The organism is Streptomyces sp. NPDC037290 (genome assembly GCF_055603245.1).
The window spans coordinates 61,144-85,842 of the sequence record NZ_JBVJVZ010000018.1 but is presented as its reverse complement, the minus strand read 5'-3'; the positions used below and the strand labels follow the sequence as shown (position 1 = coordinate 85,842).

General features: G+C 68.5%; 29 protein-coding genes and 1 pseudogene. 19 read left to right on the top strand and 11 right to left on the bottom strand.

Annotated features, from left to right (window positions below; all coding sequences use genetic code 11):
- Positions 1–132: 132 nt before the first annotated feature.
- A complete protein-coding gene (locus tag ACZ7HQ_RS36870; RefSeq protein WP_470999559.1) occupies positions 133–300 on the top strand; it encodes a hypothetical protein in 168 nt (55 codons plus the stop codon).
- 45 nt (positions 301–345) lie between these two features.
- Entirely contained in the window at positions 346–543 is a 198-nt protein-coding gene (locus ACZ7HQ_RS36865) for a hypothetical protein (RefSeq protein WP_470999558.1), read from the top strand.
- On the opposite strand, the gene ACZ7HQ_RS36860 is transcribed toward ACZ7HQ_RS36865, so the two are convergent.
- Complete coding sequence (locus ACZ7HQ_RS36860) at positions 540–809, bottom strand: hypothetical protein (RefSeq protein WP_470999556.1); 270 nt, start codon at positions 807–809, stop codon at positions 540–542. The two genes, ACZ7HQ_RS36865 and ACZ7HQ_RS36860, sit on opposite strands and share 4 nt — an antisense overlap.
- Before the next feature lie 4 nt (positions 810–813).
- On the opposite strand from ACZ7HQ_RS36860, the gene ACZ7HQ_RS36855 reads away from it, so the two are divergent.
- Positions 814–1,014 carry a hypothetical protein gene (locus ACZ7HQ_RS36855; protein WP_470999554.1) on the top strand — a complete coding sequence of 67 codons (201 nt, stop codon included), beginning with the start codon at positions 814–816 and terminating at the stop codon, positions 1,012–1,014.
- 368 nt (positions 1,015–1,382) lie between these two features.
- Here ACZ7HQ_RS36855 and ACZ7HQ_RS36850 read toward each other — a convergent pair whose 3' ends face one another.
- Together ACZ7HQ_RS36850 and ACZ7HQ_RS36845 are read right to left on the bottom strand one after the other, a co-directional pair.
- Positions 1,383–1,517, bottom strand: coding sequence for a hypothetical protein (locus tag ACZ7HQ_RS36850; RefSeq protein WP_470999552.1), 135 nt, complete (start codon positions 1,515–1,517; stop codon positions 1,383–1,385).
- The gene (locus ACZ7HQ_RS36845; protein WP_470999550.1) at positions 1,514–2,512 is read right to left on the bottom strand and encodes an NADP-dependent oxidoreductase; all 999 of its coding nucleotides are present in this window, start codon (positions 2,510–2,512) and stop codon (positions 1,514–1,516) included. The genes ACZ7HQ_RS36850 and ACZ7HQ_RS36845 overlap by 4 nt, the downstream gene beginning before the upstream one ends.
- 122 nt (positions 2,513–2,634) lie before the next feature.
- On the opposite strand from ACZ7HQ_RS36845, the gene ACZ7HQ_RS36840 reads away from it, so the two are divergent.
- Together ACZ7HQ_RS36840 and ACZ7HQ_RS36835 are read left to right on the top strand one after the other, a co-directional pair.
- Positions 2,635–3,510 (top strand): LysR family transcriptional regulator, encoded by an 876-nt coding sequence (locus ACZ7HQ_RS36840; protein WP_470999549.1) that lies wholly within the window; start codon positions 2,635–2,637, stop codon positions 3,508–3,510.
- 47 nt (positions 3,511–3,557) lie between these two features.
- Positions 3,558–3,722: a hypothetical protein gene (locus ACZ7HQ_RS36835; protein WP_470999547.1), complete on the top strand. Its 165-nt coding sequence runs from the start codon at positions 3,558–3,560 to the stop codon at positions 3,720–3,722.
- Positions 3,723–3,843: 121 nt separating this feature from the next.
- Here the strand turns inward: ACZ7HQ_RS36835 and ACZ7HQ_RS36830 are convergent, their stop codons facing one another.
- Positions 3,844–4,353 carry a TetR/AcrR family transcriptional regulator C-terminal domain-containing protein gene (locus ACZ7HQ_RS36830; RefSeq protein ID WP_470999545.1) on the bottom strand — a complete coding sequence of 170 codons (510 nt, stop codon included), beginning with the start codon at positions 4,351–4,353 and terminating at the stop codon, positions 3,844–3,846.
- A 193-nt stretch (positions 4,354–4,546) separates the two neighbouring features.
- On the opposite strand from ACZ7HQ_RS36830, the gene ACZ7HQ_RS36825 reads away from it, so the two are divergent.
- Positions 4,547–4,993, top strand: coding sequence for a protein kinase domain-containing protein (locus ACZ7HQ_RS36825; protein WP_470999543.1), 447 nt, complete (start codon positions 4,547–4,549; stop codon positions 4,991–4,993).
- A gap of 53 nt (positions 4,994–5,046) precedes the next feature.
- Here ACZ7HQ_RS36825 and ACZ7HQ_RS36820 read toward each other — a convergent pair whose 3' ends face one another.
- The 3 genes from ACZ7HQ_RS36820 to ACZ7HQ_RS36810 form a co-directional block, all read right to left on the bottom strand.
- On the bottom strand, positions 5,047–5,310 hold the full coding sequence (locus tag ACZ7HQ_RS36820) for a hypothetical protein (protein ID WP_470999541.1): 264 nt from the start codon (positions 5,308–5,310) through the stop codon (positions 5,047–5,049).
- Positions 5,311–5,322: 12 nt separating this feature from the next.
- Positions 5,323–6,183, bottom strand: coding sequence for a hypothetical protein (locus ACZ7HQ_RS36815; RefSeq protein WP_470999539.1), 861 nt, complete (start codon positions 6,181–6,183; stop codon positions 5,323–5,325).
- 217 nt (positions 6,184–6,400) lie between these two features.
- Positions 6,401–6,682, bottom strand: coding sequence for a hypothetical protein (locus ACZ7HQ_RS36810; RefSeq protein ID WP_470999537.1), 282 nt, complete (start codon positions 6,680–6,682; stop codon positions 6,401–6,403).
- Positions 6,683–6,864: 182 nt separating this feature from the next.
- Between ACZ7HQ_RS36810 and ACZ7HQ_RS36805 the strand changes: the two genes are divergently transcribed.
- Positions 6,865–7,188 (top strand): hypothetical protein, encoded by a 324-nt coding sequence (locus ACZ7HQ_RS36805; protein ID WP_470999535.1) that lies wholly within the window; start codon positions 6,865–6,867, stop codon positions 7,186–7,188.
- Here ACZ7HQ_RS36805 and ACZ7HQ_RS36800 read toward each other — a convergent pair.
- Positions 7,180–8,381, bottom strand: a pseudogene (locus tag ACZ7HQ_RS36800) (IS110 family RNA-guided transposase). The gene ACZ7HQ_RS36805 and the pseudogene ACZ7HQ_RS36800 sit on opposite strands and share 9 nt — an antisense overlap.
- 1,376 nt (positions 8,382–9,757) lie before the next feature.
- Between ACZ7HQ_RS36800 and ACZ7HQ_RS36795 the strand changes: the two are divergent.
- From ACZ7HQ_RS36795 to ACZ7HQ_RS36785, 3 genes are all read left to right on the top strand, one after another.
- Positions 9,758–9,928 (top strand): DUF5670 family protein, encoded by a 171-nt coding sequence (locus ACZ7HQ_RS36795; RefSeq protein WP_055705189.1) that lies wholly within the window; start codon positions 9,758–9,760, stop codon positions 9,926–9,928.
- A 1,453-nt stretch (positions 9,929–11,381) separates the two neighbouring features.
- The gene (locus ACZ7HQ_RS36790) at positions 11,382–12,338 is read left to right on the top strand and encodes a hypothetical protein (protein ID WP_470999533.1); all 957 of its coding nucleotides are present in this window, start codon (positions 11,382–11,384) and stop codon (positions 12,336–12,338) included.
- Between the two features lie 211 nt (positions 12,339–12,549).
- Entirely contained in the window at positions 12,550–12,786 is a 237-nt protein-coding gene (locus tag ACZ7HQ_RS36785; protein WP_470999531.1) for a hypothetical protein, read from the top strand.
- Between the two features lie 72 nt (positions 12,787–12,858).
- Here ACZ7HQ_RS36785 and ACZ7HQ_RS36780 read toward each other — a convergent pair whose 3' ends face one another.
- Entirely contained in the window at positions 12,859–13,524 is a 666-nt protein-coding gene (locus ACZ7HQ_RS36780) for a TetR/AcrR family transcriptional regulator (protein WP_470999529.1), read from the bottom strand.
- Between the two features lie 109 nt (positions 13,525–13,633).
- Here ACZ7HQ_RS36780 and ACZ7HQ_RS36775 point away from each other — a divergent pair, with 109 nt between their 5' ends.
- The 9 genes from ACZ7HQ_RS36775 (at position 13,634) to asnB (ending at position 21,800) form a co-directional block, all read left to right on the top strand.
- Complete coding sequence (locus ACZ7HQ_RS36775; protein ID WP_470999527.1) at positions 13,634–14,581, top strand: SDR family NAD(P)-dependent oxidoreductase; 948 nt, start codon at positions 13,634–13,636, stop codon at positions 14,579–14,581.
- Positions 14,582–15,239: 658 nt separating this feature from the next.
- Entirely contained in the window at positions 15,240–15,845 is a 606-nt protein-coding gene (locus ACZ7HQ_RS36770) for a dihydrofolate reductase family protein (protein WP_470999526.1), read from the top strand.
- 360 nt (positions 15,846–16,205) lie between these two features.
- Positions 16,206–17,180, top strand: coding sequence for a GlxA family transcriptional regulator (locus ACZ7HQ_RS36765; RefSeq protein ID WP_470999523.1), 975 nt, complete (start codon positions 16,206–16,208; stop codon positions 17,178–17,180).
- Positions 17,181–17,285: 105 nt separating this feature from the next.
- Positions 17,286–17,447, top strand: a complete 162-nt coding sequence (locus ACZ7HQ_RS36760) for a hypothetical protein (RefSeq protein ID WP_470999521.1) — start codon at positions 17,286–17,288, stop codon at positions 17,445–17,447.
- A 7-nt stretch (positions 17,448–17,454) separates the two neighbouring features.
- Positions 17,455–18,033, top strand: a complete 579-nt coding sequence (locus ACZ7HQ_RS36755) for an MBL fold metallo-hydrolase (RefSeq protein WP_470999519.1) — start codon at positions 17,455–17,457, stop codon at positions 18,031–18,033.
- Positions 18,034–18,376: 343 nt separating this feature from the next.
- Positions 18,377–18,766, top strand: a complete 390-nt coding sequence (locus ACZ7HQ_RS36750) for a hypothetical protein (protein WP_470999517.1) — start codon at positions 18,377–18,379, stop codon at positions 18,764–18,766.
- A 189-nt stretch (positions 18,767–18,955) separates the two neighbouring features.
- Positions 18,956–19,297 carry a hypothetical protein gene (locus tag ACZ7HQ_RS36745; protein WP_470999515.1) on the top strand — a complete coding sequence of 114 codons (342 nt, stop codon included), beginning with the start codon at positions 18,956–18,958 and terminating at the stop codon, positions 19,295–19,297.
- A gap of 524 nt (positions 19,298–19,821) precedes the next feature.
- The gene (locus ACZ7HQ_RS36740; RefSeq protein WP_470999643.1) at positions 19,822–20,223 is read left to right on the top strand and encodes a GNAT family N-acetyltransferase; all 402 of its coding nucleotides are present in this window, start codon (positions 19,822–19,824) and stop codon (positions 20,221–20,223) included.
- 131 nt (positions 20,224–20,354) lie between these two features.
- Positions 20,355–21,800: an asparagine synthase (glutamine-hydrolyzing) gene (gene asnB / locus ACZ7HQ_RS36735; protein ID WP_470999513.1), complete on the top strand. Its 1,446-nt coding sequence runs from the start codon at positions 20,355–20,357 to the stop codon at positions 21,798–21,800.
- On the opposite strand, the gene ACZ7HQ_RS36730 is transcribed toward asnB, so the two are convergent.
- Both ACZ7HQ_RS36730 and ACZ7HQ_RS36725 read right to left on the bottom strand, forming a co-directional pair.
- The gene (locus tag ACZ7HQ_RS36730) at positions 21,790–23,067 is read right to left on the bottom strand and encodes a cation:proton antiporter domain-containing protein (RefSeq protein ID WP_470999511.1); all 1,278 of its coding nucleotides are present in this window, start codon (positions 23,065–23,067) and stop codon (positions 21,790–21,792) included. The two genes, asnB and ACZ7HQ_RS36730, sit on opposite strands and share 11 nt — an antisense overlap.
- The gene (locus tag ACZ7HQ_RS36725; protein WP_470999509.1) at positions 23,064–24,500 is read right to left on the bottom strand and encodes a tryptophan 7-halogenase; all 1,437 of its coding nucleotides are present in this window, start codon (positions 24,498–24,500) and stop codon (positions 23,064–23,066) included. The genes ACZ7HQ_RS36730 and ACZ7HQ_RS36725 overlap by 4 nt, the downstream gene beginning before the upstream one ends.
- Positions 24,501–24,699 lie beyond the last annotated feature (199 nt).

Genomic DNA, 24,699 nt, shown 5'->3' with positions numbered 1-24,699 from the left:
GCACCGCGCCGACCCCTCCGCAACTGCTCGCGCATGGTCCGACCTCGCCATGCAGGCCCGACTGGAGGGCCGCCACGGATCCGCCGTCCAGGTCACCTGGGCCGCCCTCGACAACTGCCGTTCGCCGCCCTGTTGCACGCCCGCCTCGCCATCGGACAGGCCCGCACCGGCGACCGTACCGGCGCAGGCCGCTCCCTGCTCGTCGCCGAGCAGGCGTACGCCCGCATCGTCACCACGGCGCCGGCGCCGACTTGGCTGTCCTTCCTCAACTCCGCCGAGCTGTCCGGCTGGCCGCCATAACCCGCCAGGCGCTGGGCCCACCACGACCATGCCGGGGCCGTCACCGTGCAGGCTCTCGCCCTGCTCCCGCCAACCATGCGCCACAACCGCGCCTACTACTCCGGGCAGCTGGCCGAGCTGCAGCTGGCCCATGGCGAGCGCGAGCAGGCCGCGGCTACCGTCGTCGGCATCGACGCGCCCTCCCTCGACAGCCTCTGCATCACCGACCGACTGACCGCCGTCCGCCGGACCCTCACCACCTAGGAGCCCCGCCCGCGACCGCGCTCGACATACGGCACTTCGACCACCACCAGGCCGCCGAGGTGCGCCCGCTGCTGCTGGACGTCTACGCCGAGGCCGCGGAGAACGACCCGTTCGCCACCGTCGACCGCTTCGCCCAGGGCCTGGACGGCTGGAGCCGCCGCCCCGGCTGGAGTTGCGTGGTCGGCTACGACCAGGACCAGCCCGTCGATTACGCCTACGGCGCCCCGCTCCCATCTGGCGCCCCGTGGTGGGGGCGGGCTGCTCACCCAGGTGCCCGCCGACGTCGTCGAGGAGACCGGCACCCGCCCTTACGCGCTCAGCGAGCTGATGGTGCGCGACCCGTGGCGCAAGACCGGCGCCGCCCGGCAGCCGCACGACGCCCTGCTCGCCGACCGGCCCGAGGAGCGCGCCACGCTGCTGGTCGACCAGGAGCACCCCAAGGTTCATGCCCTGTACGAGCCGTGGGGCTGACGGACTCTGGGGGACCTGCGCCCCCCGTATCCCGAACGCGCCCCTCTTCCACGCCATGCTGCTCGACCCCCCCAGCGCTGACCGTGGCCCCCCGCCGCGAGCCGGGGGGCCACAAAATCCGGTGGGCGACGTTCTCCTCACTGTGAAGACGTCCCCGACATGCCCGCCCCACCGCACCGCCCGGACAGCTGTCTCCCGGGGAGACATCCGGCCGGCGGGAGACAGCCGCCTGTCCTCCCGTCCCGGGGGACACCATCTGACGTGCGGAAACTGGTGTCCCCAAACCTGTAACGATTGCGAGGGCCGACGTGTCTACCGCTATGAGAGGCCGTCACGGCGCAGCAGCGAAGGGGATGTCGGTGACCGGATCAGGTGAAGTCGCGGCGCGGCTCCGGGCCGTTCCGGCCTCTGAGGAGGATCGGACCGGCCAGTAGCTCGGGCACACTCAGCTCGTCCAGGGCGTGGGCGTAGTGTGCCACGGCCTGCTGGAGTTCGGCGATCACGAGACCACCGTCAGCACGATCTTGCCTTGTATGTGGCCCTGCGCGGCTCGCGTGTGTGCGCTGCCCGCCTCGGGCAGCGGGTAGGTGCTGTCCACCCCGACCTGGAGCTTGCCCTCGTCGAACAGGCGCCCGATCTCGGCGAGCTGGGGGCCATTGGAACGCACCTGAATGTTCGAGACCGTGATGTCCAGGCGCGCCGTCTCTTCCGGGTCGTACTGGGCGAAGAACACCGGAAGCATGGTGCCGCCGCGCTTGAGCACGGTCAGGAAGCGTGAGCTGTCCGGGCCACCGACGGTGTCGATCACCAGGTCGACACCGCTGACCACGTCCGCAGCCTGCGTCCTGGTGTAGTCGATGAACTCATCGGCGCCGAGCTTGCGCAGGAACTGCTCGTGCCGGCCCGAGGCCACCGCGATTACGTGTGCCCCCTTCCATTTCGCCAGCTGCACCGCGAAGTGGCCCACTCCACCGGCGGCCCCGTTGACCAGCACGGTCATCCCTGGCGTGATCGGCACCGGCTGGTGCACCTGGCCGGTGAAAGCAGACGGCACGTCGTGGCCGAGATCAACCAGGTACTGCCAGGCCGTAAGCACGGCCATCGGCGCCCCAGCCGCCTGCACGTGGTCGATACCGGCCGGCTTGTGCGCCAGGTCCGAAGCCGGCGCGGCCACGTACTCGGCGTACGTCCGGCCGTCGAATCCGGGGAACCGCAGCATGCCGAAGACCTCGTCACCGACGGCGAACCCCCGCACGTCCGGAGCGATCGCCTGGACCACGCCCGACATGTCCGTCCCGGGGATCAGAGGGAACTCCAGGGCCGGCCTCATCTCGGCCGGCATGACCTTCATCCCCTCACGCAGGTACCAGTCCGGCGGGTTGATGCCCGCCGCGTGCACCCGGACGAGCACTTCGCCCGGGCCGATCTCCGGAACCGGCACCTCGTCATACCGCAAAACTTCCGGCCCGCCCGCTTCGTGGAACTGGATTGCCTTCATCGCGTCTGTCGCCTTCTTGGGAAATCGTTGCCCCTTAAGTCAAGGCCCACCGCGGCATCGCCGTCCAAGACCGATTCGGCAACCTGATCATTCCGAAACGGCATGACGCGTACGCTGCCAGGGTGAACGATCTCGGACAGGACCTGGAACTGCGGCTGGTGCGCTACTTCACCGTGGTGGCGGCGCACCAGCACTTCGGCCGGGCCGCCGCCGACTTGCACGTGGCCCAGCCGGCGCTGAGCCGCCAGATCCAACGGCTCGAAAAGTATCTCGGCACACGACTGCTGGACCGCGTTCCCCAGGGCACCCGGCTCACTCCGGCGGGCCAGAGGTTCCTCCCCCGGGCCCAAGCCCTGCTGCAGGCCGCCCGCCAGGCCGAACTGGCCGTGCGTGAACAAGCCGAGATTGAACGAATCGCCATCGGCTACGTCGAAGACCTGGTCATCACTGCCGCCGTAAGGGAACTGCGCCGCCGTTACCCGGACGCCGAGATCGCCACCCGGTACCTGAGCTGCCGCGACGTCGGGGCGCTGTCCGACAAGCGTGTCGACGCCCTGATCGCGCGGGCCCCGCTGCCGCTCGCCGCCGACGACGTCTTCACCACCCCTCTGTACGAGGAGCCCCGGATGCTCGTGGTCCCGCGCGGCCATCCCTTGGCCGACCGCCCGTCGGTGACCGCGGAGGAACTGGCTGGCGAAGAGGCGGCACCGTGCCCGTTCGAGACCGCGGACTGGGCTTCCTACCGGATCCTCGGGGCTGGCGTGCCGCCGATCGAGAGCTACGAGGACAAGCTCGAACTCGTCGCGAGCGGCAGGGCGATCGCAGTGCTACCGGTCGGCGATCGGCGTAGCTCACTGCGCCCCAACCTCGTCACCGTCCCGATCGAGGGCGCTCCTTCCAGCCAGGTCGTCCTGGCCAGCCGCAAGGGCGATCCAAATCCGATGATCAGGAATCTCCGGCTGGTGGCCAAGGCCGTCCTGACCGCCCCGGCAGCCTAACCGGGCTCGCCTTCTCCTCCAGCAAGGCGACGCGCGAGGGCCAGGAGGTGCGCATCCTGCGCAAGGACCTGGCCCACCTGGTGCCGTGGATGCCGTCACTGGAGCAGACCGTCGCCGACATCGCCCGGGACGCCCCGCACGGGGACTTCACGGTGTTCCAGCCCAGAGCCAGTGGGTCGGTGCGCCCTTCGGCGTTGCGGTCATCGCCGTGATCCTGCAGAACCGGCTCGACGGCGCGGCCACCGCGGCAGCCTTGCGGCGGGGTTCGAGTGCGGAGGCCGGCGTCGGCGTGTGGAGTTCCCCGATGAACCGCCAGGTGACGCTGCCGGACCGTCAGGGCCGGACGGGGAGTTTGGCCTCGCACCCGCCGAGGAGCCGTTCGAGTCCCAATTCGAACCCGCGCTCGGCTCTGTCGGCCGCGTGGGGAAGTTCGGCATCACGAATGACCCGGGCGAGGAGTGGATGGCGCCCGCTCTTGACGACTTTGTCGAGGTCGGGCGCATGGGCGTCCATCCCTTCCTGGATGCCGACTCCGGACCGTCGGACGGCTTCCTGCTGGGCGAGCTCGCCGATGGCGTAGCCGCGGACGAATGCCTGCAGCCTGTCGGCGACGGTGATCATGACGTCGATGTCGAAGCCCAGGGGATCGAGGGCGGCGAGTGCGTGTTGGATGGCGTCGAGGGAGCTCGGTCCAAGTGATGGGTGCCCTGCGGCGAGGGAGGCCATCCAGGGGTGCCGGTGGAAGGCGGCCCGGGAGCGATGGGCCAGTGTCCGCAGGTCGCTGCGCCAGTCGCCGGTGGGGGCGGGCGGGCCGCCGTCTTCGGCCGCTACGGCGTCGAGCATGAGGTCGAGCAGGTCATCTTTGGACGCCAGGTAGCGGTAGAGCGAGGCTGTTCCCGTTCCCAGTTCCTTGGCGACGCGGCGCCTCGATGCCCTCGGCGTCGGCGATCGCGATGGCGGCGGCGGCGATCTCCGCCCGCGTGCGCGAGGGGGCGGGGCCTTTCGCGGCCCGCTCCGGCCGGTTCCAGACCACCGTGTGAGCGTCGTTGCTGACCGGCGTCGGCAGGCGAAGATCGCCGACTTCGGGATCGCGCGCTTCGCCGACGAAGCGGCCAGTGCTCTGACCGTCACCGGAAAGACCCTCGGCACCACCGACTACCTCGCCCCCGAACGCGCGCTCGGGCGCCCCGCCCAACCCGCCTTGGACGTCTATTCCCTGGGCTGCGTGCTGTATGAACTACCCACGGGCAGGCCCCCCGTTCCGGGGTGCCACCGTGCTGGCCGTGGTGTAGCAGCACGTCGACGCCATCCCAGCGCCGCCCAGCCGACCGCACCCCAACATACCGCAGCACCTCTGCGACTACGTGCTGCTCCTGCTCGCCGAGGATCCGGCCCATCGGCCCACTGCCGAACAGGCGGCCCGCGTTCCGACGACCAGCCTGCACGACGCACCCGGACTGTCTGCTGTGGTGGCACTGCCTAAACCTTCGAGCCGCCGCTCGGAATGCCCGGCCGGGGTAAGCGTCCCCCTGCCTGTCACCACCAGCCGTTGCGGCTTCGCCAGATCGGTGTGTGTTGCCCTGTGGCCTTGCGGTGAACGAGCACGCCGAGGATGTAGAACGGCTTGAGGAGCCACCAACTCGCCCATACCTCGAGGACGAGGCACCACCACAGCAGTATGAAGGCCGCGGTGACGCAGCCGGCGCCGCCGCCACTGCGACGCCGTCGTCCGCCCGTCAGCGGGATGCTGCCGCCGATGGAGAACGGGCCGGGAAGGGGAATACGCCAGCGCAGCCGCACGAGCGTGTCCTTTCAGTGCTGGTTGCCGATGCGGATCGTCACGCTGTGGGACAGGGCCGTACTGCCGTGCCTTTGGGAAGGCAGTGGCCGACGTTTCCATGGTGCCGGAGCGTCGTCAGCCTGCCCACACGGTGTAGACGGCCCGGGTCGCCTTGCCCTGGCGGGGATGCCCGTCCACTGTTCGCGGTAGCTCATCCCGGCGGGCAGGTCGTCGGGTACGTTGTCGGACGATCCCGTGTCGCCGCCGACGATGCGACCGGCCGCGTCGTAGAGGATGACCTGCTGCGTGACCATGTTCTTCAGGTCGTCGTGCGTGCTGTTGGTGACCTTCACCGTCAGGTTGTACGCGTACAGGTCGTTAGTGAACAGGTCGTCGCGGCTGCCCTGCGTGAGCTTCAGTTCGCTGGTGGCGAGCATGGGCTGCTCCACGGATCCGGCCATGCCGAAGGCGTCCCTCGCCTGACTGACGTCGATTTTGGCGGGGCTTCCCGTGAGCTGGGTGAGGCTGCCACCGAGCGTGCCGAGGAAGTCGAACGTGGTGTGGGCGGGGATGTTCGGCAGTGTCTCCTGGTCCGAGCCGACTATGGCGCCGGTCTTGTCCAGGGCTCGGGCGTTGATGGCGACCGACGCCGTGGAACTGTCCGGATTCGACACCCGGGCGACGTAGGTGACAGCCGTGTCGCCGCTGACGTCCTTGCCGGTGTGGCTCCAGACGAGGCGCACGGAGGCGCGGGAGCCGCTCGGCTGGTTGGCGACGGGCGCGCTGTCGCCGGCAGTGTGGCCGGCCTTGCTGTCGGGCTTGTCGCTGCTGCAGGCGGTGAGCGTGGCGGCGAGGACGGCGGTGGCGGCGAGCATGGTTGTTCTGACGCGCATTGTCCCCCCAAGGACGTTTCTGACGCCCGTCATTGTGGGGACGCATAAACTCCATGTAAATACCACTCACATTTCGTGGCCCACCTGTGACAGAGATGTCTGGGCCCGGGCCGGGAGTTCGGGTGTGAGGGAGTCGCCCCAGGCGCCCTTCCGTCGGTGCTTGGCCTCCGGAGCAGCTTCGGCCCGCCCTCAGGCCGAAGCTGCCCATGGCGTCACGTCAGGTGGCCGCGGTGCCCTGGCCCTGCCGGATACGCCCGAGGAGGTCACGGTGGTAGGCCGCGAGACCTCCGTCGGAGACGGGGGTGGGGCTGCCGGTGGGGGTGTACCACTCGGCAGCGCCGGTGTACTGGACGGCGACGTGGGCGCTGTGCCCGTCGCCGGCGAGAGCAGTGCGGACGGTGAGGTCTCCGGTGATGACGCCGGCGTAGTGGGTCATCGCCTCGCCCGGCCCGGCGGTGACAGTACTGGTGTAGGAGCCGGTGTCCGGACTGGTGCTCATGCGGGGCAGGTGTCCAGCATCTCGGTCAGCTTGTACTTCTCCGACTCGGTGATGTTGAGGACGTACACGTACTTCACGTGGGCCCAGGCACGCGCGTACGTGCACCAGTAGGAACGCAGTGGCGGTGCCCACTGGTCGGGGCCCCTATCTCTACGGTCAAGGTCCTGGGCCAGGATGGCGGCATGACGACCTGGTTCCGCACCTACTACGAGGACGAAGATCTGTGGCTGTATTTCGAGGCCGATGACGAAGGCTGGGCAGCGCGACAGGTTGAGGTTCGGCGGCAGGACTCGCGACCGGTGACGGCAGCCTCTCTTGAAGAGGTGTTGCACTTGCGTGATCACGCCGATCTCGCAGCGATGTTCCGCTATGAACGGCAGTATGGGATTCTCGCGGAAGGCCCCATGGACGGCTGGCAGGACCAGCCGGAGGCGGCCGAAATCTCCGCGGAGGAGTTCGACCGGCTGTGGACTGAAGCACGGCGGGCTCTCGGCGATTCAGCCTGACCTGACGGGTTGGGATTCGTAGAGGGTGCCGTCACGGAGCATCGCGAAGGGGACGTCGGCTCGCCGTCTGACGAGACAGAGCAGGGCTTGGGTGTGGTGCTTGCCCTGAGCGATCTTCCTGTCGTAATAGGCCCGCGATGCCGCGTCGCCCAGGGCCGCGAACGCGGAGACGAAGAAGGCCCGTTTGAGCTGTTTGTTGCCGCTCCGGGAGGGTTGTTCGCCGCGGATCGAAGACCCGGAACTGCGGGTCGTCGGGGCGAGGCCGGCGTAGGCGGCGAGGTGGCCTGCGGTCGGGAAGGTGCTGCCGTCGCCGACCTCGATCAGGATGCGGGCTCCGGTCCTGACGCCGATGCCCGGCATGGACGTCAGGACCTTCGAAAGAGGGTGAGCCTCCAGGAGTTCCTCGATCCGCCCGGCCAGCAGTTTCCGCTGGTCAAGGACGGCCGCCAGCGATCCAGCCGGGCTCGGGACGATCAGCGCGGCCGCCTCGGTGCAGGGAACGATGGCGGTCTGTTCGTCCAGGGCGGTGAAGATGTCCTCGACCGGCCGTTCGGCCATCCTGGGCGCCTTCGACCCTATGAGTGTGACCAGCCGCCGCCTGCCGGCCTTGCGGATCTGGGCCGGGGAGCCGAACCGCTCCAGCAGGGTCAGAACGGCCGGGTGCTGCAACCGCGGCTCCAACGCCCGTTCCAGCGACGGATGGATCTGAGTCAGCAGGCCGTGCAGCCGATTGGCGACCCGGGTCGCTCGCCGGCCAAGTCGTCGTCGAAGCCCACGACCATCTCCAACTCGGCAATTGTCTCGTCCTCGCCGTCGATCGCCCGCAGCGTGTGAGGCATCGCGCGGGCCGCGTCCGCGATGATGAACGCGTCCTTCGCGTCCGTCTTCGCCTCACCTGGGTAGAGGTCGGCGATCCGCCGCATCGTCAGCCCCGGCAAGTAGCCAACCGGGCAGCCCATGTCCCTGGCGACTGCCAGCGGCAGGGCGCCGATCGAGGCCGGCTGGTCGACGACGACCAGCACTGTTCCGTGCTTGGCCTGCAGTTTCGCGAAGAGGTCGCGGAGCCTGGGTTCGGCATTGGGTAGCCGCTTGTGGAAGGCTTTCTTCCCGGCCGGTGTGACGGCGGTGGCGTGGCGTTCGCCCTTGCCTACGTCCAGGCCGAGGAAGACGTCGATGTCACCGGTGTCGATCACGCGCAGGCCCCTCCATCACATTCGTCCGGCCTTGCCTCGGCACCGAGCTGCCACATCCACGTTACGGAGAGCTCTTCCGGCTCGGGTGCAGCCTGTGCTCAAGCCCCTCATCAGCGGTCCGTCGATGCCTCCGGGCCCGGTGACACCACCCCCCGGGATCATCAACAACAAGGGGGGAGTCATGCCGAACCCGAAGGCCGGAGGCCCCATTGCGGAGCCACGAAAACGGCAACGGGGGGCTGATCGCCCCTTTTGCCGGTTCGAGCTCGCGGACACGGCGATCAGCCGGGGGTTGGTGAGGTCGTTGGCGAACTGGCGGCGCTTGGCGGTGGTCCACGTCATCGGCGCCGGAGCGCCAGCCGTTGGCGAGGGGGACGACGTGGTCGATGTCGACCTCGGTGGACGACCTTGTGAAGACCTTCCCGTCGTAGGCGCTGTACCAGACGCCGGAGATGGCGCGGCACTTCTCGTCCTGGTCGACGTCCTGGCCGTCGCGGGCGAGGACGACCTCGCGGGTGTCGCAGGGTGCCGTACTGGGTGATCCAGTGGGGGAACTTCGAGCGCGAGTAGCCGGCCATCGGGTGTGGTGCGGCGACGGTAAGTTCACCGAGTTCCTTGCGGCCACCTCGGCCGGCGGCGGCTCGGGAAGATCCCTGCGCACGTTCGAGGCACCGGCCACGTGGGTGGCGGGCGCTGCGGCTGCGGCCGCAGCCGCGGGAGCGGAGCCGACGGGGGCGAGCAGCGCGGCGATCGCCGCGCTGACCAGGGCAAGCTTCGCGTGGAACGGACGCATGCGCTCATCTCTCTCGATCGGCAATGAAGCTGGTCAAGACAGGTAGCGGCCCTAACGCGCCGGTGCGGATGTACCGTCAGCGGCAACTCCCGGATGGCGGGTGGGGGTTCACCGGAGAAACGAACCACCAACGGCCCGCCACTGTGCGAGGCGACTGCTCCCGCGGGGAGCGATGGCGTCACTCACTTCCGAGAACGTGATTCATGCACAGCGTCGCGCCGGCCTCCTGCACGTCGTCCACGGCCTTGCCTGCGCTGGCGCCTGTTCAGTTCCTCCTTGCCGGTGGCGCGCTCTTCGGCCTGAGCTCGGCCGTTTCGATGGCGGTCGCGGGGCTGAGCTCCCTCGGCTGCCGGTCTCGGGCGTCGGCTGTACGCGCGACCCCGTAACGATCCCGGAGAATCCAAGGCCACGGCATCGCTTTGAGTGATACGCGCTGCGTGTCGGCGGTGCGTGAGGCACGAGAAAGCGGGAACCGTCCACGACGTGCGGCGCGCACATGCCCCTCCTTGCTTGGAAGTAACTCCTATTTTGTGGGCTTGTAGGGCTGAAGTAAGGGCACCCGGTGGCCAGGAGGTTGATAGAGATGGTTCCCCTGCTTCTGGTTCTTCTGCTGGCCCTGATCCTCTTTGGCGCGGGCTTCGCGCTGAAGGCGCTGTGGTGGATCGCAGTGATCGTGCTCATCGTGTGGCTGCTCGGTTTCGTCGTCCGCTCCGCGGACAGCGGAGGCCGCAGGGGCCGCTGGTATCGCTGGTAGACGAAAGACCCCCGGCGCGAGGAGCGTGACACGCGCGAGCAATGAGTGGGCCCGGCCGGCACGGCCGGGCCCACTGGCGTGAAAGAGACGCTCTGGCGGTGGTGGGGAGGGAACGGGCTTATCGGACGTGCCGCAGGGTACGTGAGTCATGCACCGGCCCCGCAGACTCAGCAGTGGAACCCTGCTCCTCCCGTCTGCGGGGCCGGTGCGCGGGTCTTGAGTCAGGCGCGACCCCTGGCCCGGACAGCGAGCCGGGCTCCGGGATCTCTGTCGGCTGTACGCCGGAGCCGGTGGGGAACCACACCCGTGTTCGTCCTGCCTGCGGCAGGGAGATGCCCTGTGCCTCGTACGCCCGGCACGCCAGCGGCCGCGCCCGAGCAACCAGCCGCGACCAGATCGCCGCAGGCCTGCTGGACGGACTCGCCGACGTCCCGCTGGAGATGATGGACGCCGCGCACGCCATCCTGGTGCAGGCCGGCGCTGGCAAGGACTCGCTGGTCATGCTGCACCGCATCGCAGCCTGGGCCAAGAAGGCGGGCTGCCTCCACAAGGTCGTCGTGATTCACATCGATCTGGGTGAAGAGTCCGAGTGGCCGGGCGTCCGCGAACTCGCCCAGCGCCCGGCCGAACGCTACGGCCTGCGCTTCGACGTACTGCGCGCCGAGGTGCAGAAAGGGTCCTGGTGCCAGCTCTGCCGGGCGAGGAATCCGGCCGAGGCGTGCTGGCTCTGTGGTCGCATGGTCGTGGCCTCGGCTCACACCGAAGAGGGTGCCTGGTGCGAAACCTGTCGCAAGCGGGCGCTCGCCGAGCCGTGCTCCCGCTGCGGCATGACCCGAACGATCACCGCCCGCGAGGAGGACGGGAGCCCGGTCTGCAGTGCCTGCTACCAGCGGGAACATCGCGGTGATCGGCCGCGGCACAAGTGCGTCGACGGTGGCGGGATGAAAGCCGTGGAGCGGATCGCAGACGACGGACCGCTCTGCGAGAAGTGCAACAACCGGCGGGCGCCCATCGTGCTCTGCCCGCGCTGCGGCAAACACCGCAAGATCGGCGTTTTGAGCACCGGGGTCTGCCGGGCCTGCACCCAGCAGATGCGGCCTCGCGAGCCATGTCGCATCTGTCGCCGGAGCATGCCGGTCGCCTTTCGCGACACCGAGGGTCAGCCGTGGTGCGACAACTGCCGTCGTCGCGACTGCGCGCGACCGTGCCCCGGCTGCGGCATCACGAAGGTGGTCACCGCCCGTGACGCCCGCGGACCGTGGTGCTCGGCCTGTTGGCAGCACGCTCGCCCCGGTCCCACCTGCGTCGACTGCGGTCAGAATCCGTCCATGCCGATGCCGAGCTGGGACGGCATACCACGTTGCGTCTCGTGCTACGGGGCACGAGTGTCCCCTGCGGCTGCTGAGGGACGCTCGCCAGAGCCGAGCGTCGCTGGCCGCAAGGAGCGGTCTGCTTGCCCTGCGTCGACGAGGTCCGCTTCACCCACGCTGACTACCACCGATGCGGTCGGCTGGCGGCCGTCTTTCGCCAGGAGGAGGGAGGTCCGATCTGCCCGGAGTGCGCCGGAGTCAACTTCGCCTACCGCTGCCCGACTTGCAGCGCGATGGGCAGACTCCTGCACGGTCAGTGCCCCCGCTGTCGGGCTCTGCAGGAGCTCGACGAGACGTTCGCCGACCCCGACGGCCAGCGCTCGCCCCAGCTTGCCCCGCTGGCCGAAGTCCTGGAGCAGTACGAGCAGCCGTGCTCCCTGGCCCTCTACCTGCTGCGACGGCCCGGCGGTCAGCTGATCCGGGCGATGGCCAGAGGTGACCTGGAATGCTCACACGACACCCCGGACGCCCTGCGGCAAACAGCGTCTGTCCAGCACCTATGCGGACTGCTGGTGCTGGCTGAGGTGCTGGAACCGCGCGAGGAGCAGCTGGCCCAGTTCAAGCGTGCCATCAAGGTATGCCTCGACGAGGTGACGGACCTGCACGACAAGGCTGTCCTTGCGCGATACGCACGCTGGCATCTCATGTCCCTCGCTGACCACCGCCTCGAACGGGCCGGTCTCAACCGGTTCCAGCGCGAGCATCTGCGCCGCAAGCTGCAGACGGCACATGTGTTGCTCACCCACATCCGCCGTCGCGGCAGCACTCTCGACAGCGTCACCCAGACCCTCGGCAACCGATGGCTGATCGCAAACAAGCCCCGCCAGAACCAGGCCCGCTCCTTCGTGCTCTGGGCCGCCACCTCCCACTTGATCCCTCAGAACGTCGCGATCGCCACCGCGACCAGGACCGTCGACCGGGCGATCATGAGCGATGCCGACCGGATCCTCACCGCTCTCCGCCTGGAGACCGACGAGTCCGAGCACATCACCGACCGTGTCGCTGGCTGTTCTCGTACTGCGATACGGGCTGCGAGCTGATCGGCTTGTGAGCCTCATGACCGGCCACGTTCTGGTTCACCCTGAGGGGCCGGGTGTCCTCGGTCTCCGACTCGGACGATTCCCGCTCTGGCTGGGGCCGCGGCTGTCGGCATTGGTTCACCATCTGGTCAACGAACGACGCCTGCTGGCCGTCCTGCTCAGGTCCCGCGAGACGCCCTACCTCTTCCCCGGCCTCCGACCCGATCAGCCCATGGCCTCCCACACTCTGCAGAGAGGAGTGACTCGCCTGGGCATCGCCAGCATTAGCAAGGTCCGCAACGGGGCCTGGCGCGTCATGGTCGGCGCCGTCCACTGGAAGGTGCTCGCCGATCTCCTCGGCCTCGCCGACGGCACAGCCCACAACGGGCACAAGCTCAAGGGGGGAGACCGAGCCAGCTATGTCGCCGGCCGACTCAAAGCCTCTCGAGCACCCGCCGAATCCGAGTAGGGGCCAGGTCCGGTGCGCTTGACGGTCGGCTCAAGGGGTGCAGAGGTTTCGGACTGTTCGGTGCAACGCTGGTCAGCGGCGGGGTAGCACGCCCAGGAGGGTTGCGGTCAGGGCCTGCTTCAGGTAGTCCTTCAGATCCAGGTGGAAGCGGGCCAGGTCGGGCTCGGCCTCGTAGGCCGCCTGCAGGCTGGGTGGGGGCGTGCTGTACGCCGACAGCGCGCCGGCCATGACCATGGTCTGCAGGCTGAACAGTGTTGCGTTCTCGCCCAGCTCGGGCAGGTACGTCCGGAGCAGGGCGGTCATGGTTGTCAGGCGGTCCAGGGAGGCGCGCTTGTAGCGTGCTACGACCTCGACGGAGACATTGTGTTCCAGGACGCTGCCCTGTGCGCCGAAGAGCTCGCACAGCACCATTCGGCCGGACAGCGAGCGACTGAGGATCTCGGCCACCGCTGCCGCTCGCTCGGACATGGGGAGGTCTTCGTCGATGCCGGCGGCCAACTCCCCTGCCAGTTCCGTCAGCCACTCCCGTAGATAGCGGTCGAGCAGCTCCAGCAGCACCGCCTCGCGGGACTCGAAGTAGCGCAGCACGTTCGGCTTCGCCAGGCCCACCCGGCGGCTGAGCTCGTTCAGGGTGACCGCGGCCACAGGCATCTCGTCGAGCATCGCCGACGCCATGTCGAGGATCGCCCGTCGGCGGATCTCCCGCTGCTCTTCGGTTCGCGCCCGCTGGAAAGTCACGCTCCCCAGTCTAGATTAGGTACCTTCGGTACGTTGACAACGTACCGAAGGTACTTTAATGTCGACGATACAAGATACCTCCGGTACGTTACCTGGGTGGGAGCCTGACATGGGCGAGAAGTGGACGACAGCGAACATTCCGGACCAGCGCGGGCGGGTGGCCGTGGTGACCGGGGCCAACACCGGACTGGGGTACGAGACCGCCAAGGCGCTCGCCGAGCACGGGGCGTCCGTGGTGCTCGCCGTGCGCAACGTCGAGAAGGGCGTGCGGGCCGCGGCCCGCATGACCGGCGACGTGACCGTGCAGGCGCTGGACCTGACCTCGCTCGACTCCGTGCGGACCGCGGCGGCGGCGCTGCACTCCCGGCTCGACCGGATCGACCTGCTGATCAACAACGCCGGCGTGATGTACACCCCGAAGCAGACCACCGCCGACGGCTTCGAGATGCAGTTCGGCACCAACCACCTCGGCCACTTCGCGCTCACCGGGCTGCTGCTTGACCTGATGCTGCCGGTGCCCGGCTCGCGCGTGGTGACGGTCAGCAGTACCGGCCACCGCATCCGGGCCGCGATCCACTTCGACGACCTGCAGTGGGAGCGGTCGTACAGCCGGGCCGCCGCCTACGGTCAGTCCAAGCTGGCCAACCTGATGTTCACGTACGAGCTGCAGCGCCGGCTCGCCGCGCACGGCACCACCGTCGCGGTCGCCGCCCATCCCGGCGTGTCCAACACCGACCTCGTCCGCAACACCCCCGCCGCGCTCCGCCTGCCCGTCATCTGGCTCGCGCCGCTGATCACCCAGACGCCGGCCATGGGCGCCCTGCCCACCCTGCGCGCCGCCACCGACCCCGGCGCGCTCGGCGGCCAGTACTACGGTCCCGGCGGGCGCAACGAGGTCAAGGGCCACCCCCGACTGGTCACCTCCAGCCCGGAGTCGTACGAGGTAGCCGTCCAACAGCGGCTGTGGGCCGTCTCCGAAGACCTCACCGGCGTGAAGTTCCCCGTCGTTCAGTCCCCGCAGAACTCGTTTCCCTCCGGATCGGCCCTCACGATGTAGCCCGCGCTGGTAGGAGACGCCGGTCCGGATGGCGCTCCGCCGCCCGACGGTCGGCGATCGAGAAGAGCCGTTACGGGAACGTGCGGGAGCTGCGTCCGCGTAGCGGTGGGACGGTTGGTATCCGAATGCTCTTCGTCTTCGATACCGGGCGGCGGGCCAGGCGGCACGCAAGGCGGATCCTGGCACGCCGGGGAATGATCTCTGCGAGTGTGGGCACTGATGAGTGCCAACCACGGAATCGGTCCTGGCAGAGGACCTCTGTCGGTGCCTCACGCCGGCAGCTGACCGCTGCCCGGTGACAGGCCGAGGACGGCTTTCCTACCGCTGACCCGCAGACCTCTTCACCGCCGCGATCAGATCACTCGATCCAGCCGGCCGCGGCTGGGCCCTGCTTGTCCTGCGCGACTGAGCACCCCGGAACAGGTCGGCTCCTAGATGACGCACCAGCAGGCGCCCTGCCCCACGAGCAACCATCACAACCCACCAGCGCGGGGTCTGGTGCGCACATCTGCGGACCAGACCCCGCTCTTGTCGGCCAAGAGGTACCCGCACTCGCAGCCGGGCTGTTCCGACGACGGCTCTGGTGCTGCTCTGCGGAAGGTCTGCCGATGAGTTTCCGGTGGTTGCGCGGTCTACCCGTCGACGAAGGGAGCGCACCATGCGCAAGATCATCATTTGTACGTTCCTGACGCTGGACGGCGTCATGCAGGCGCCAGGCGGTCCGGACGAGGACACTCAGAGCGGCTTCGAGCACGGCGGCTGGCAGAAACCGGTGTCCGACGACGAGGTCGGCACGGCGATCGCCGGTTGGTACGAGCCCTGCGACGCGATGCTGCTCGGCCGCAAGACGTACGAGATCTTCGCGTCGTACTGGCCGACCGCCGATCCCGACAATCCGTTCACCCATCGGATGAACAGCATGCGCAAGTACGTCGCGTCTCGGACCCTGACATCCGTCGAGTGGCAGAACTCCACGCTGCTGCAGGGCGACATCGTCGATGGCGTACGCAAGCTGAAAGCGTCCGACGGCGGCAACGTCAACGTCGTGGGCAGCGGCGACCTCGCCCAGACCCTCATGCACCACAGCCTCGTCGACGAGTACCGGCTGACGATCCATCCGGTGATCATCGGCACCGGCAAGCGGCTGTTCGCCGACGGGGCAATCCCCACCGCGCTGGAGCCGGTCAGCGTCTCCACGACGAAGAGCGGCACCGTCGTCGGCGTCTACCGGCCGAACGGTACCCCCGGCTACGACAGCTACTAGCTGGATGCGGGCACTCAGCAGAGCCGAGGACGACGGCCGCGTACGGATCCGGCAGCAGACAACGGCCGGCGCACACGGCCATGGGGTGAAGAATCTCCTCCGGGGCCGCGTAGCGACGCGACCGGATGCCGGAGCGGCGTTCGATCCACTCCTCGTCGATACCGAGGCGGCGATCCGCGCTGTCCACCACCCGTCGCGCCGGGCCGTGAGGGCGCAGTGGTCCAACGGTCAGGAGGCGCCCGGATCGGGATCCAGCTTGCTCGAACGCTCTGGCCTTGCCGTCGGCCACCCTTCCCGATGGCCTGATATGACAGATCCTGGTCTCTGCAGCCATGCCGGATCGGGCGGAATGATCGGGGCATGCCCCAACCGCACCGCGTTGTGATCGTCTCCTTTCCCGGCATCGAGCTGCTGGACGCCACCGGACCGGCCGAGGTGTTTTCCGTCGCCTCCCGGGTCGCAGGAGCTGACCGGCCGGGCTACCTCGTGCGGATCGCGACGGCCGACGGCGCCCCGGTGACCACCTCCAGCGGCGTCCGGCTGATGGCCGACCTGGCCTTCGACGACGTGGTCGGCCCGATCGACACCCTGCTGGTGACGGGGGCGATCGAGCTCGTAGACGGCGGCGTGGAGCCGGTGATCGACCACGAGGTCACCGGCTGGCTGCCGCGTGCGGCACCCCGGGCCCGGCGGACCGGGTCGGTCTGCGCGGGGGCGCACCTGCTGGCCGCCGCGGGACTGCTGGAGGGCCGGGCCGCCACGACGCACTGGCTCACCGCGGGCCGACTGGCCGCCGAACACCCCAGCGTCCGGGTCGATCCCGATCCGATCTTCATACGGGACGGGCGAGTGTGGACCTGCGCCGGCGTCACCTCGGGGATGGACATGGCGCTGGCCATGGTCGCCGAGGACCACGGCCAGGACGTCGCACTCGCGACCGCCCGGATGATGGTGATGTACGTCAAACGCTCCGGCGGGCAGAGCCAGTTCAGTGTGCCGCTGTCCGTCCAGGGCTCCTCGGACGACCGGATCGATGAGCTGCGCAGATGGATCGCCGAGCACCTTGCCGAGGACCTGTCCCTCGAAGCCCTGGCGGCCCGCACGCACCTGAGCACGCGCCACTTCACCCGGTTGTTCCATCAGCGCACCTCCAGGACACCGGCTGCCTATGTGGAGGCGGCCCGGCTGGAGGCCGCCCGGCGGCTGCTGGAGGAGAGCGACCGCAGCCTGCCGGAGGTCGCCGCCGCCAGTGGCCTGGGCTCCGTGGAGACGTTGCACCGCGTCTTCCGCCGGCGGCTGGGCACCACCCCGGCCGAGTACCGCCGCCGCTTCTGACCCTCACCACCCGCACCGCCTGCCGGCCACCGGGCGCGCTCGCGCACCGGCCGTGCTTCGCCATGCCCGCACGCGACATCGACCAGCACACTCCAAAGGAGAACCGTGTCCCGCACGAAGGTCGTCCCGATCCCGGTCATGGGCCGGCACAACATCAACGCCTACCTGCTGCTCGGCCGCCGCCCCGTCATCGTCGACGCCGGAACCCCCGGTAGCGGCCAGAAGATCCACGACCAGGTCACCGCCCTCGGTCGTCGATCCCGCTGATGTCGCGTTGATCGTCATCACCCACGGCCACATCGACCACTTCGGCTCCGCCGCCGAACTGCACCGGCTCACGGGCGCGCCCCTCGCCGGCCACATCGCCGACCTCGGACCGTACCGCTCGGGCCGGGTCCGCGAACCGTATCTGCCCACCGGCCCCATGGGCCGTCTCATGGCCCGCAACCGGAACCTCCATGTCCGGGCCGAGCCGTTCGAGCCCGCGGTGCTCGTCCGCGGCGAGACGAGCCTGGAAGACTTCGGCCTCGCGGCGCGCGTCATGCCCACCCCCGGCCACACCGCCGGATCGGTCTCCGTCCTCACCGACGACGGCGACCTCGTCGCCGGCGACCTGGTCGCCGGCTCCTTCATGGGCCTCATCCCCGGCAGGCCCGCCAATCCGCCCTTCCACGACGACCCACGGCAGAACCTCGCCAGCCTGCGCGAGATGCTCGCCCTCAACCCCGCCCGCCTGCACGTCGGCCACGGCACCGCGCTGGATGCCGGCCGGGTGCGGCGGTGGGCCGAGAGGGATCACGACCGCCTCGCGCGCCTCGACGCGGCCGGACGCCTTACCAGGCGCGGTGAGTGAGGCACCAGTTCGCGGCCCGGCACTAGCGGGGAGCGGAGGCAGGTCCTGCAGAGCGGGGAGCGGAGGCAGGTCATGGCTGTGCGAACACGTCCTCGGCATCCAACCCGCAGTCGAAGACGAGGGACTCAAGCCGCGCCGTTGGCAGGCCGACAAATGGGCCCTCAACTACGAGGCCGCCAAGCAGTACTACCAGCGCGAAGGGCATCTGAGGGTGCCGAGGAAGCACGTCGAACGGATCGCCACCGCTCGCCGCGGTTGCTGCGTGGTTCGCCGAGGCATTTGGCAGCAAGTCTGGTAAAGCACCCGGGAGCAGAGGCGTACCTTCACCGTACATTCGGCGTACATGGTGGTGCTCACGCCGAGTACGAGCGTCCCGGGACACCGAAGTGGATACTGGGCCCACCGCGAGGAGGAGCACGCCGCACGCCGGGGGTGGCGCCTGCTGCACGTGCGGGAGGCGGCCCACGAGTACCGGGCCCAGCTGCGCGCCCGGGACTGGGACCGCCTGGCGGTGGTCGGCGCAGACGCCGCGAGCATGGAGGAGGCCGACATCGCATACGCGGAGGAGGAGCTGGGGACGAAGCGCGCCGAGCTCCGGACCCTGGCCACCGCGGCGATCGGCTGGGGCCGCAGCGACAGCGAGGTCGCCCTCCGCGCCCGGATGTCCCGGCGGACCGTGCGCCGGCTGCGGAAAGACGCCGCCGACACGACTGCGGGAAGCAAGAACAAGTAGGCGCGTCCGGGACTGCCGTCAACAGCCCCGGACACCGCACCACCATCCACCCGGAGCCTCGTCTCGTGCGGGGCGCCGGCTGGTTGCAACGCCCGTGCGGATTAGGTGAATTGGCCGGAAGGCCCGCCCCTCTCCGACCGGCACTGCCACACTCGGGTCTGTTGTGGTCACCGCACGCCAACGGAGGACATGTTGAGCCAGCAGGAACAGCCCTGGCAGCCGGGCCCGAAGGACCTGCCCTTCACGACCAGTCTGATCAACCCCCACGGCGACCGGCACCTGGGCTTCAACGATGAGGACGGGCGCTTCTACCGCTTGTGGCAGTACAAGTCCCCCGAGCCGCTGCACACGGGCCAGGCGATCCTGCTGCGCCCGAGCGACGTCGACCAGATCATCCAGTTCTCCATGCTCTGGGCGATGAAGCACCCCACGCACCCGCGCAGCAACGCCCTGATCGATGAGGTTGCCGCCGGAGCCAAGGCCGTCGTCATGCACTTCGCCCAAGCCGCCCAGGCCCCGGTGCAGTACTAGAACGATGTTCCGCCTCGCCCACCCGCCGCGCCCCACTGCACCAAGCCGGACAGGGCGCGGCTCTGGTCATCTTCTTGGGACGATCTGCCTAGCGAGGACCTGACGGTCGATGTACGGGGCGACGGCGGCGAGGACCAGGCGTTGCGTCTCGGCCGGTTCGCGGGCTTCGACCTCCCACTGCGCCGGGGATCGCCGCGCTTGCCTCGGTCGCTATGTACCCCTGGCATCGGCCTGAGCCTGCGAACCGGTGAGGCGAACGGCGCCAGCCTGGGCCCGGTTCGTCGAGGCCGGCGCGGCGGCACCGCTGGGGCTGGACCTATTCAGCGGGGAGGTTGGGCAAGCGTGTGGTGAACCCGTCACAAGCCCAGAGCCGGTGGTGGACGCTGTCGTGGTGAGGAGGCAGACTCCGGAATCACCGGGTTCGCAGGTGATCTCGTGGGTAGAGTGTGCATGTGATTACCGAGGACTTAGTGCAGATCCGAGCCGCAGGAGTCCCGGATGCGGCGGACATCGCGCGTATCCACATGGCGTCTCGGGCAGCGACCATGCCGTACCTGCCGCCGCAGAAGCGTGATCACGGGCAAGTGACGGCCTGGGTGGAAGAAGTAATCCTGAAAGAGTGCCGCACCTGGGTGGCCGTGCGCGGCGGCGAACTGCTCGGCTACGCCGCCCTCGACGGCGATCTGCTCGAGCATTTGTATCTGCGGCCGGACGTCTTGCGCCGGGGGGTCGGCACGCTTCTCCTGGACGAGGTGAAGCGGAACAGCCGAGGGCGACTGATCCTGCATGTCTTCGAGCTCAACGCGGGTGCACGCGAGTTCTACGCACGCCACGGTTTCACCGTTGTTGAACGTACCGACGGCAGCCGAAACATGGAGCGGTTGCCTGATCAGACGTTGGAATGGATCTCCCCTGTAGTGCACTGAAAGTTTTCCTGTCAGACCTGACCTGCAGGAGTGTGGGCAGACCCTTGTGCGGAATCGCCGCGATCATCGATGCTCGGATCAACGACGAATCACCCGAAGCCGTCGTCCGCCGGGACGAGCAACTGGCTAGCATGCTCGATCAAATCAGGCACCGCGGTGACGCGGAGTGCTTCGCGGAACGCCTGGCCCGCCCCGGTATTGCGCTCGGAACCAACCGGTTGGCGATCGTCGACCGTGACGGCGGCCGCCAGCCGCAGTGCGACGCCGAGGGTCTCGTCGAGGTCGTCTTCAACGGGGAGCTGTACGAACACGAGCTGCTGAGAGACGAGTTGGAACGGCTCGGGCACAAGTTCCGCACCATGTCCGACACCGAGGTTCTGATCTTCGCCTACCTGGAGTGGGGGGAGTCGTTCGTGGGCCGTCTGGACGGGATGTATGCCTTCGTCCTGCACGACCGGAGCACCGGTACGTTCCTGGCGGCGCGTGATCACATCGGAATCAAACCGCTGTACCACGCGGTGCGGGACGGCGCGCACTACTTCGCATCCGAGCAGAAGTGCCTGATCGGTGTCGCGGACCGGATCGAAGAGGTACCGCCCGGCACGTACCTGGTCGACGGAAAACAGCCGGTACGGCACTTCGAGTTGAGGACCGACCCTCCCGGCTGCTCGGACCTGGAGGCGGTAACTCACTACCGGGAGCTGTTCGACGCCGCGGTGCGCAAGCAGACGGCCACCGACCTGCCGCTCGCGGTCCTGTTCAGCGGGGGCATCGACAGTGCGGCGGTTCTGGAGGCGGCATGCCGGTTCCACCCCCGAGTGACGGCGTTCACCGTGGGATACGAGGGCGCGGCCGACGTCGAGGTGGCGCAACGGTACTGCGCCGAGCTCGGCATTCCCCACGTGGTCAGGTACCTGGACCGGCACGCGATCGCGGAGATCGTGCCCACTGTGATCCAGGGCGTGGAGCTCTTCGAGGCGATCGACGTGATGGACTCGTGCGTCACCTACTTCGGGTACCAGGCGGTGCGGGAGCACGGCTTCAAGGTTGCGATGTGCGGTGAGGGCAGCGACGAAGTTCTCGCTGGATATGAGCTGTTCAAGACGCACCCCGAACCCGCCGAGCTCATGCGGTACCGGACGCACAACCTGTACCGCACGGACCTGCAGCGGGTGGACCGTATGAGCATGCACCACTCGGTGGAGACCCGGGTGCCGTTCCTGGACCGTTACGTCCTGGAGTTCGGCTACCGGCTGCCGATGGCTTTGAAGCTCCGCGGCGGCGTGGACAAGTGGGTGCTGCGCGAAGCCTGCAAGGACCGGCTTCCGGAGTACATCACATCCCGGGGCAAGAGCCGGATGTCGGACGGCAGCGGACTGACCGACGCGGTGATGGTGCGGGCCCGGCAGGCGGCCACGTCGGGTGACCAGCTGGCGGACCGCCTTGGTATCGACTCCGAGGGGGGCCGGTACTTTCTGAACGAGTACCTGAAGGCGGGCTTCCCCGCCCCGCGGGAACGCTTCAAGCGGGCGGGGTTCGACTACCCGCACGACAACTACTTCGAGTTCACCCCGTAGTGGCCTCGGACGCGTCGGCGCGGGCCCGGCGTGCCGGCCCCGGGAAGTCGCCAAGGGCCTGCATGCCAAGGCCGGTGCGGCGGCCGAGCAGGTGCAGCACCGGCCCGCTCATCGCGGTGGTGGTCAGCGCCATCACGACCATCAGGGAGTACAGCTCGGGGCTGATCAGACTGAGTTGGAGCCCGGTGGTGAGGATGACGATCTCGGTGAGCCCGCGGGTGTTCATGAGGGTGGCCAGCACGGTGGATTGCAGCCTGGGTACGGCGTGTGCCCGGGCCGCTGCGTAGGTGCCGACCGACTTGCCGGCCACGGCGACCGTGAGTATCAGAGCGAGTTCGCCCAGGCTTCGCCACGTGGTGTGCGAGAAGTCGACGCGCATGCCCGCCAGGACGAAGTACGCGGGCAGCAGCAGCTGGCCGGTGCCCGTCAGGCTGTTCCGGAGTACCGATGCCTGAGCTCGTGACAGCCCGCGGGGTACCACCGCGCCGAACAGGAACGCCCCGAAGATGAAGTGGATCCCCATCCACTCGGTGGCCGCGCACGACAGGAGAAGCCCGCCGAAGACGAGGACGACCAGGGACCCGGTGGAGTGCCGGCGACTGTTCGCGCGGGTGAGCAGTGCGCGCAGGGCCGGCCGGACGACGAAGAGCATCAGCAGCAGATAGACAGGGGCGAGTGCGATCCGCCACTGCCCTGCGTGACCCGCCATGGAGGCAGCGCACGCCAGCAGTGGCCATGCGGCCAGATCGGTCACCGCGGCACTGGCCAGGGCGATCCCACCCACACGAGTGCGCTCCAGGTTGTGGTCGTCGAGAACCCGGGCGAGCACGGGCAGGGCAGTAACCGACATGGCCACGCCAAGGAAGACGACCGAGCCCGTCCGGTTCGGAGAACCGTTGGCGTCGATCAGGGCGAGCCCAAGCAGCACCCCGCCGATGAAGGAGAGAGCCAGGGAACCGAATGACACCCCCAGGACGATGCGTTCCGTGCCGCGCTCCCGGGCGGCGTGCGCCTCCTGACCGACTGCGAACAGGAAGAGGGCCAGGCCGAGATCGGCGAGTGCGGTCAGCAGCGGGCGGATGTCGGTCGGCAGAAGAACCGAGCCGATGGATCCGCCCAGCAGCGACGGGCTGAGCAGCACCCCGGCCAGGATCTCACCAACGACCGCCGGTTGCCGAAGGCGGCGGGCGACGGCGCCAAAGACCGAGGTGAGGACCGTGAGGGCGGCAAGTGAGAGAAAGAGCGACCATACCTGATGGGTCGTCATGTCAGAGGAGCCGGCTGAGAGGCGCTCCTGGCCCAGTGCATGCCGTCGTCAGTCTCCACGAGGCCGCCTTCACGCAGTGGAACGTCTCCGACGGCTTCGCCGAAAGTGGCCTGCAGCTGGATCCGGTGCCCTTCCCAGTGCATCCGCGGGACGTGGTCGAGCAGTTCCGCCTTGCGTTGGGCCCGATATGCGTTCGATACCAGCGCACCTTCGTCGGAGGCTCCACCGCCGACCAGCTCGACGAAGGCCTCGGCTCCCGGCGAGGTGTTCTGGGTGACTCGCTTGGCCTCGCCGAAGTACTGCTGCTCGTCCCGGTTGACGTCGTAGAAGGCAACCAGGAAGTCGTGGAAGAGCTGGTATTCCTTGCGGTAGCGCGCCTCGTACTCGGTGAAGCACTCCTGCTCGTCAATTTCCCCCCGCAGCGCGGTGTTGATGGAGCGCGCTGCCAGCAGGGCGCTGTAGGTGGCGAGATGGACACCGGAGGAGAACAGCGGGTCGATGAAGCACGCTGCGTCGCCGATGAGGACCATGCCCGGACGCCAGAACGAATCATGGAGGTAGGAGTAGTCCTTGCGGATACGGACCTCGCCGTACGGCCCGCTCTGCACTCGGTGGGCCTCGGACAGGTAGTCCGACACCAGCGGGCATTCGTCGATGAGGGCGGACAGGGCCTCGGCGCGGTCGCCTCGCACCCGGTCGGCCTGGTCTCTGCGTATCACCGCTCCAACGCTGGTCAGCTCGTCGCTCAGCGGGATGTACCAGAACCATCCCGAGTCGAAGGCGACACACGTGATGTTGCCCGAGTTGGGTGCCGGCAGCCGCTTGCCGCCCTCGTAGTAGCCGAACAGGGCGATGTTCTGGAACAGCGGTGAGTACTGGCGGCGACCGCCGATGCGCCCCTGCAGTCGGCTCTGGTTGCCGGACGCGTCCACGACGAACCGCGCGCGGACCTCGCGCCGTACGCCGTGTTCGTCGTCGTAGGCGACCCCGCAGACCTGGCCGCTGTCCTCCAGGACGTCGATGACGGTGCTGCGCTCCCTCACCTCCACCCCCTTGCGGCGGGCGTTGTCGAGGAGCAGCTTGTCGAACTTCATGCGCTCGACCTGGTAGGCGAAGGATGTGGGGCCCGCGAACTTGGGGGAGAGCGCGAAGTCGAACGACCACGGCTCGGCGTTGGAGCCCCAGCGGAAGGTGCCGCCGTGCTTGACCACGAACCCGGCCCGGCTCAGCTCCTCCGACACTCCGAGCAGTTTGCAGATGCCGTGGACCGTGGACGGCAACAAGGACTCGCCGATCTGGTGCCGGGGGAACTCCTCCTTCTCCAGCAGCAGGACCCGGTGGCCTTGCATTGCGACGAATGACGCCGCCGATGACCCACCCGGTCCGCCCCCGACAACGACAACATCGAATTCGGGATCAACGGCATGTGTCATGTTCGGATGACCTTCCGAGGAGGGGGAAGTGAAAACTGGATCAAGGAAATGGAAAGGCAGTCGACGTGACCTGTCGGCTATCCAGTGAAGTCATTTTCCGACAGTGCTGGTCTCGGGGTCAACCGCACCCCCGGTAATTGTGGAGTCGTATCTTCGCCTTCGTTGATTTGAAGGTTAAACGTCTAATCTCGGCCATTCG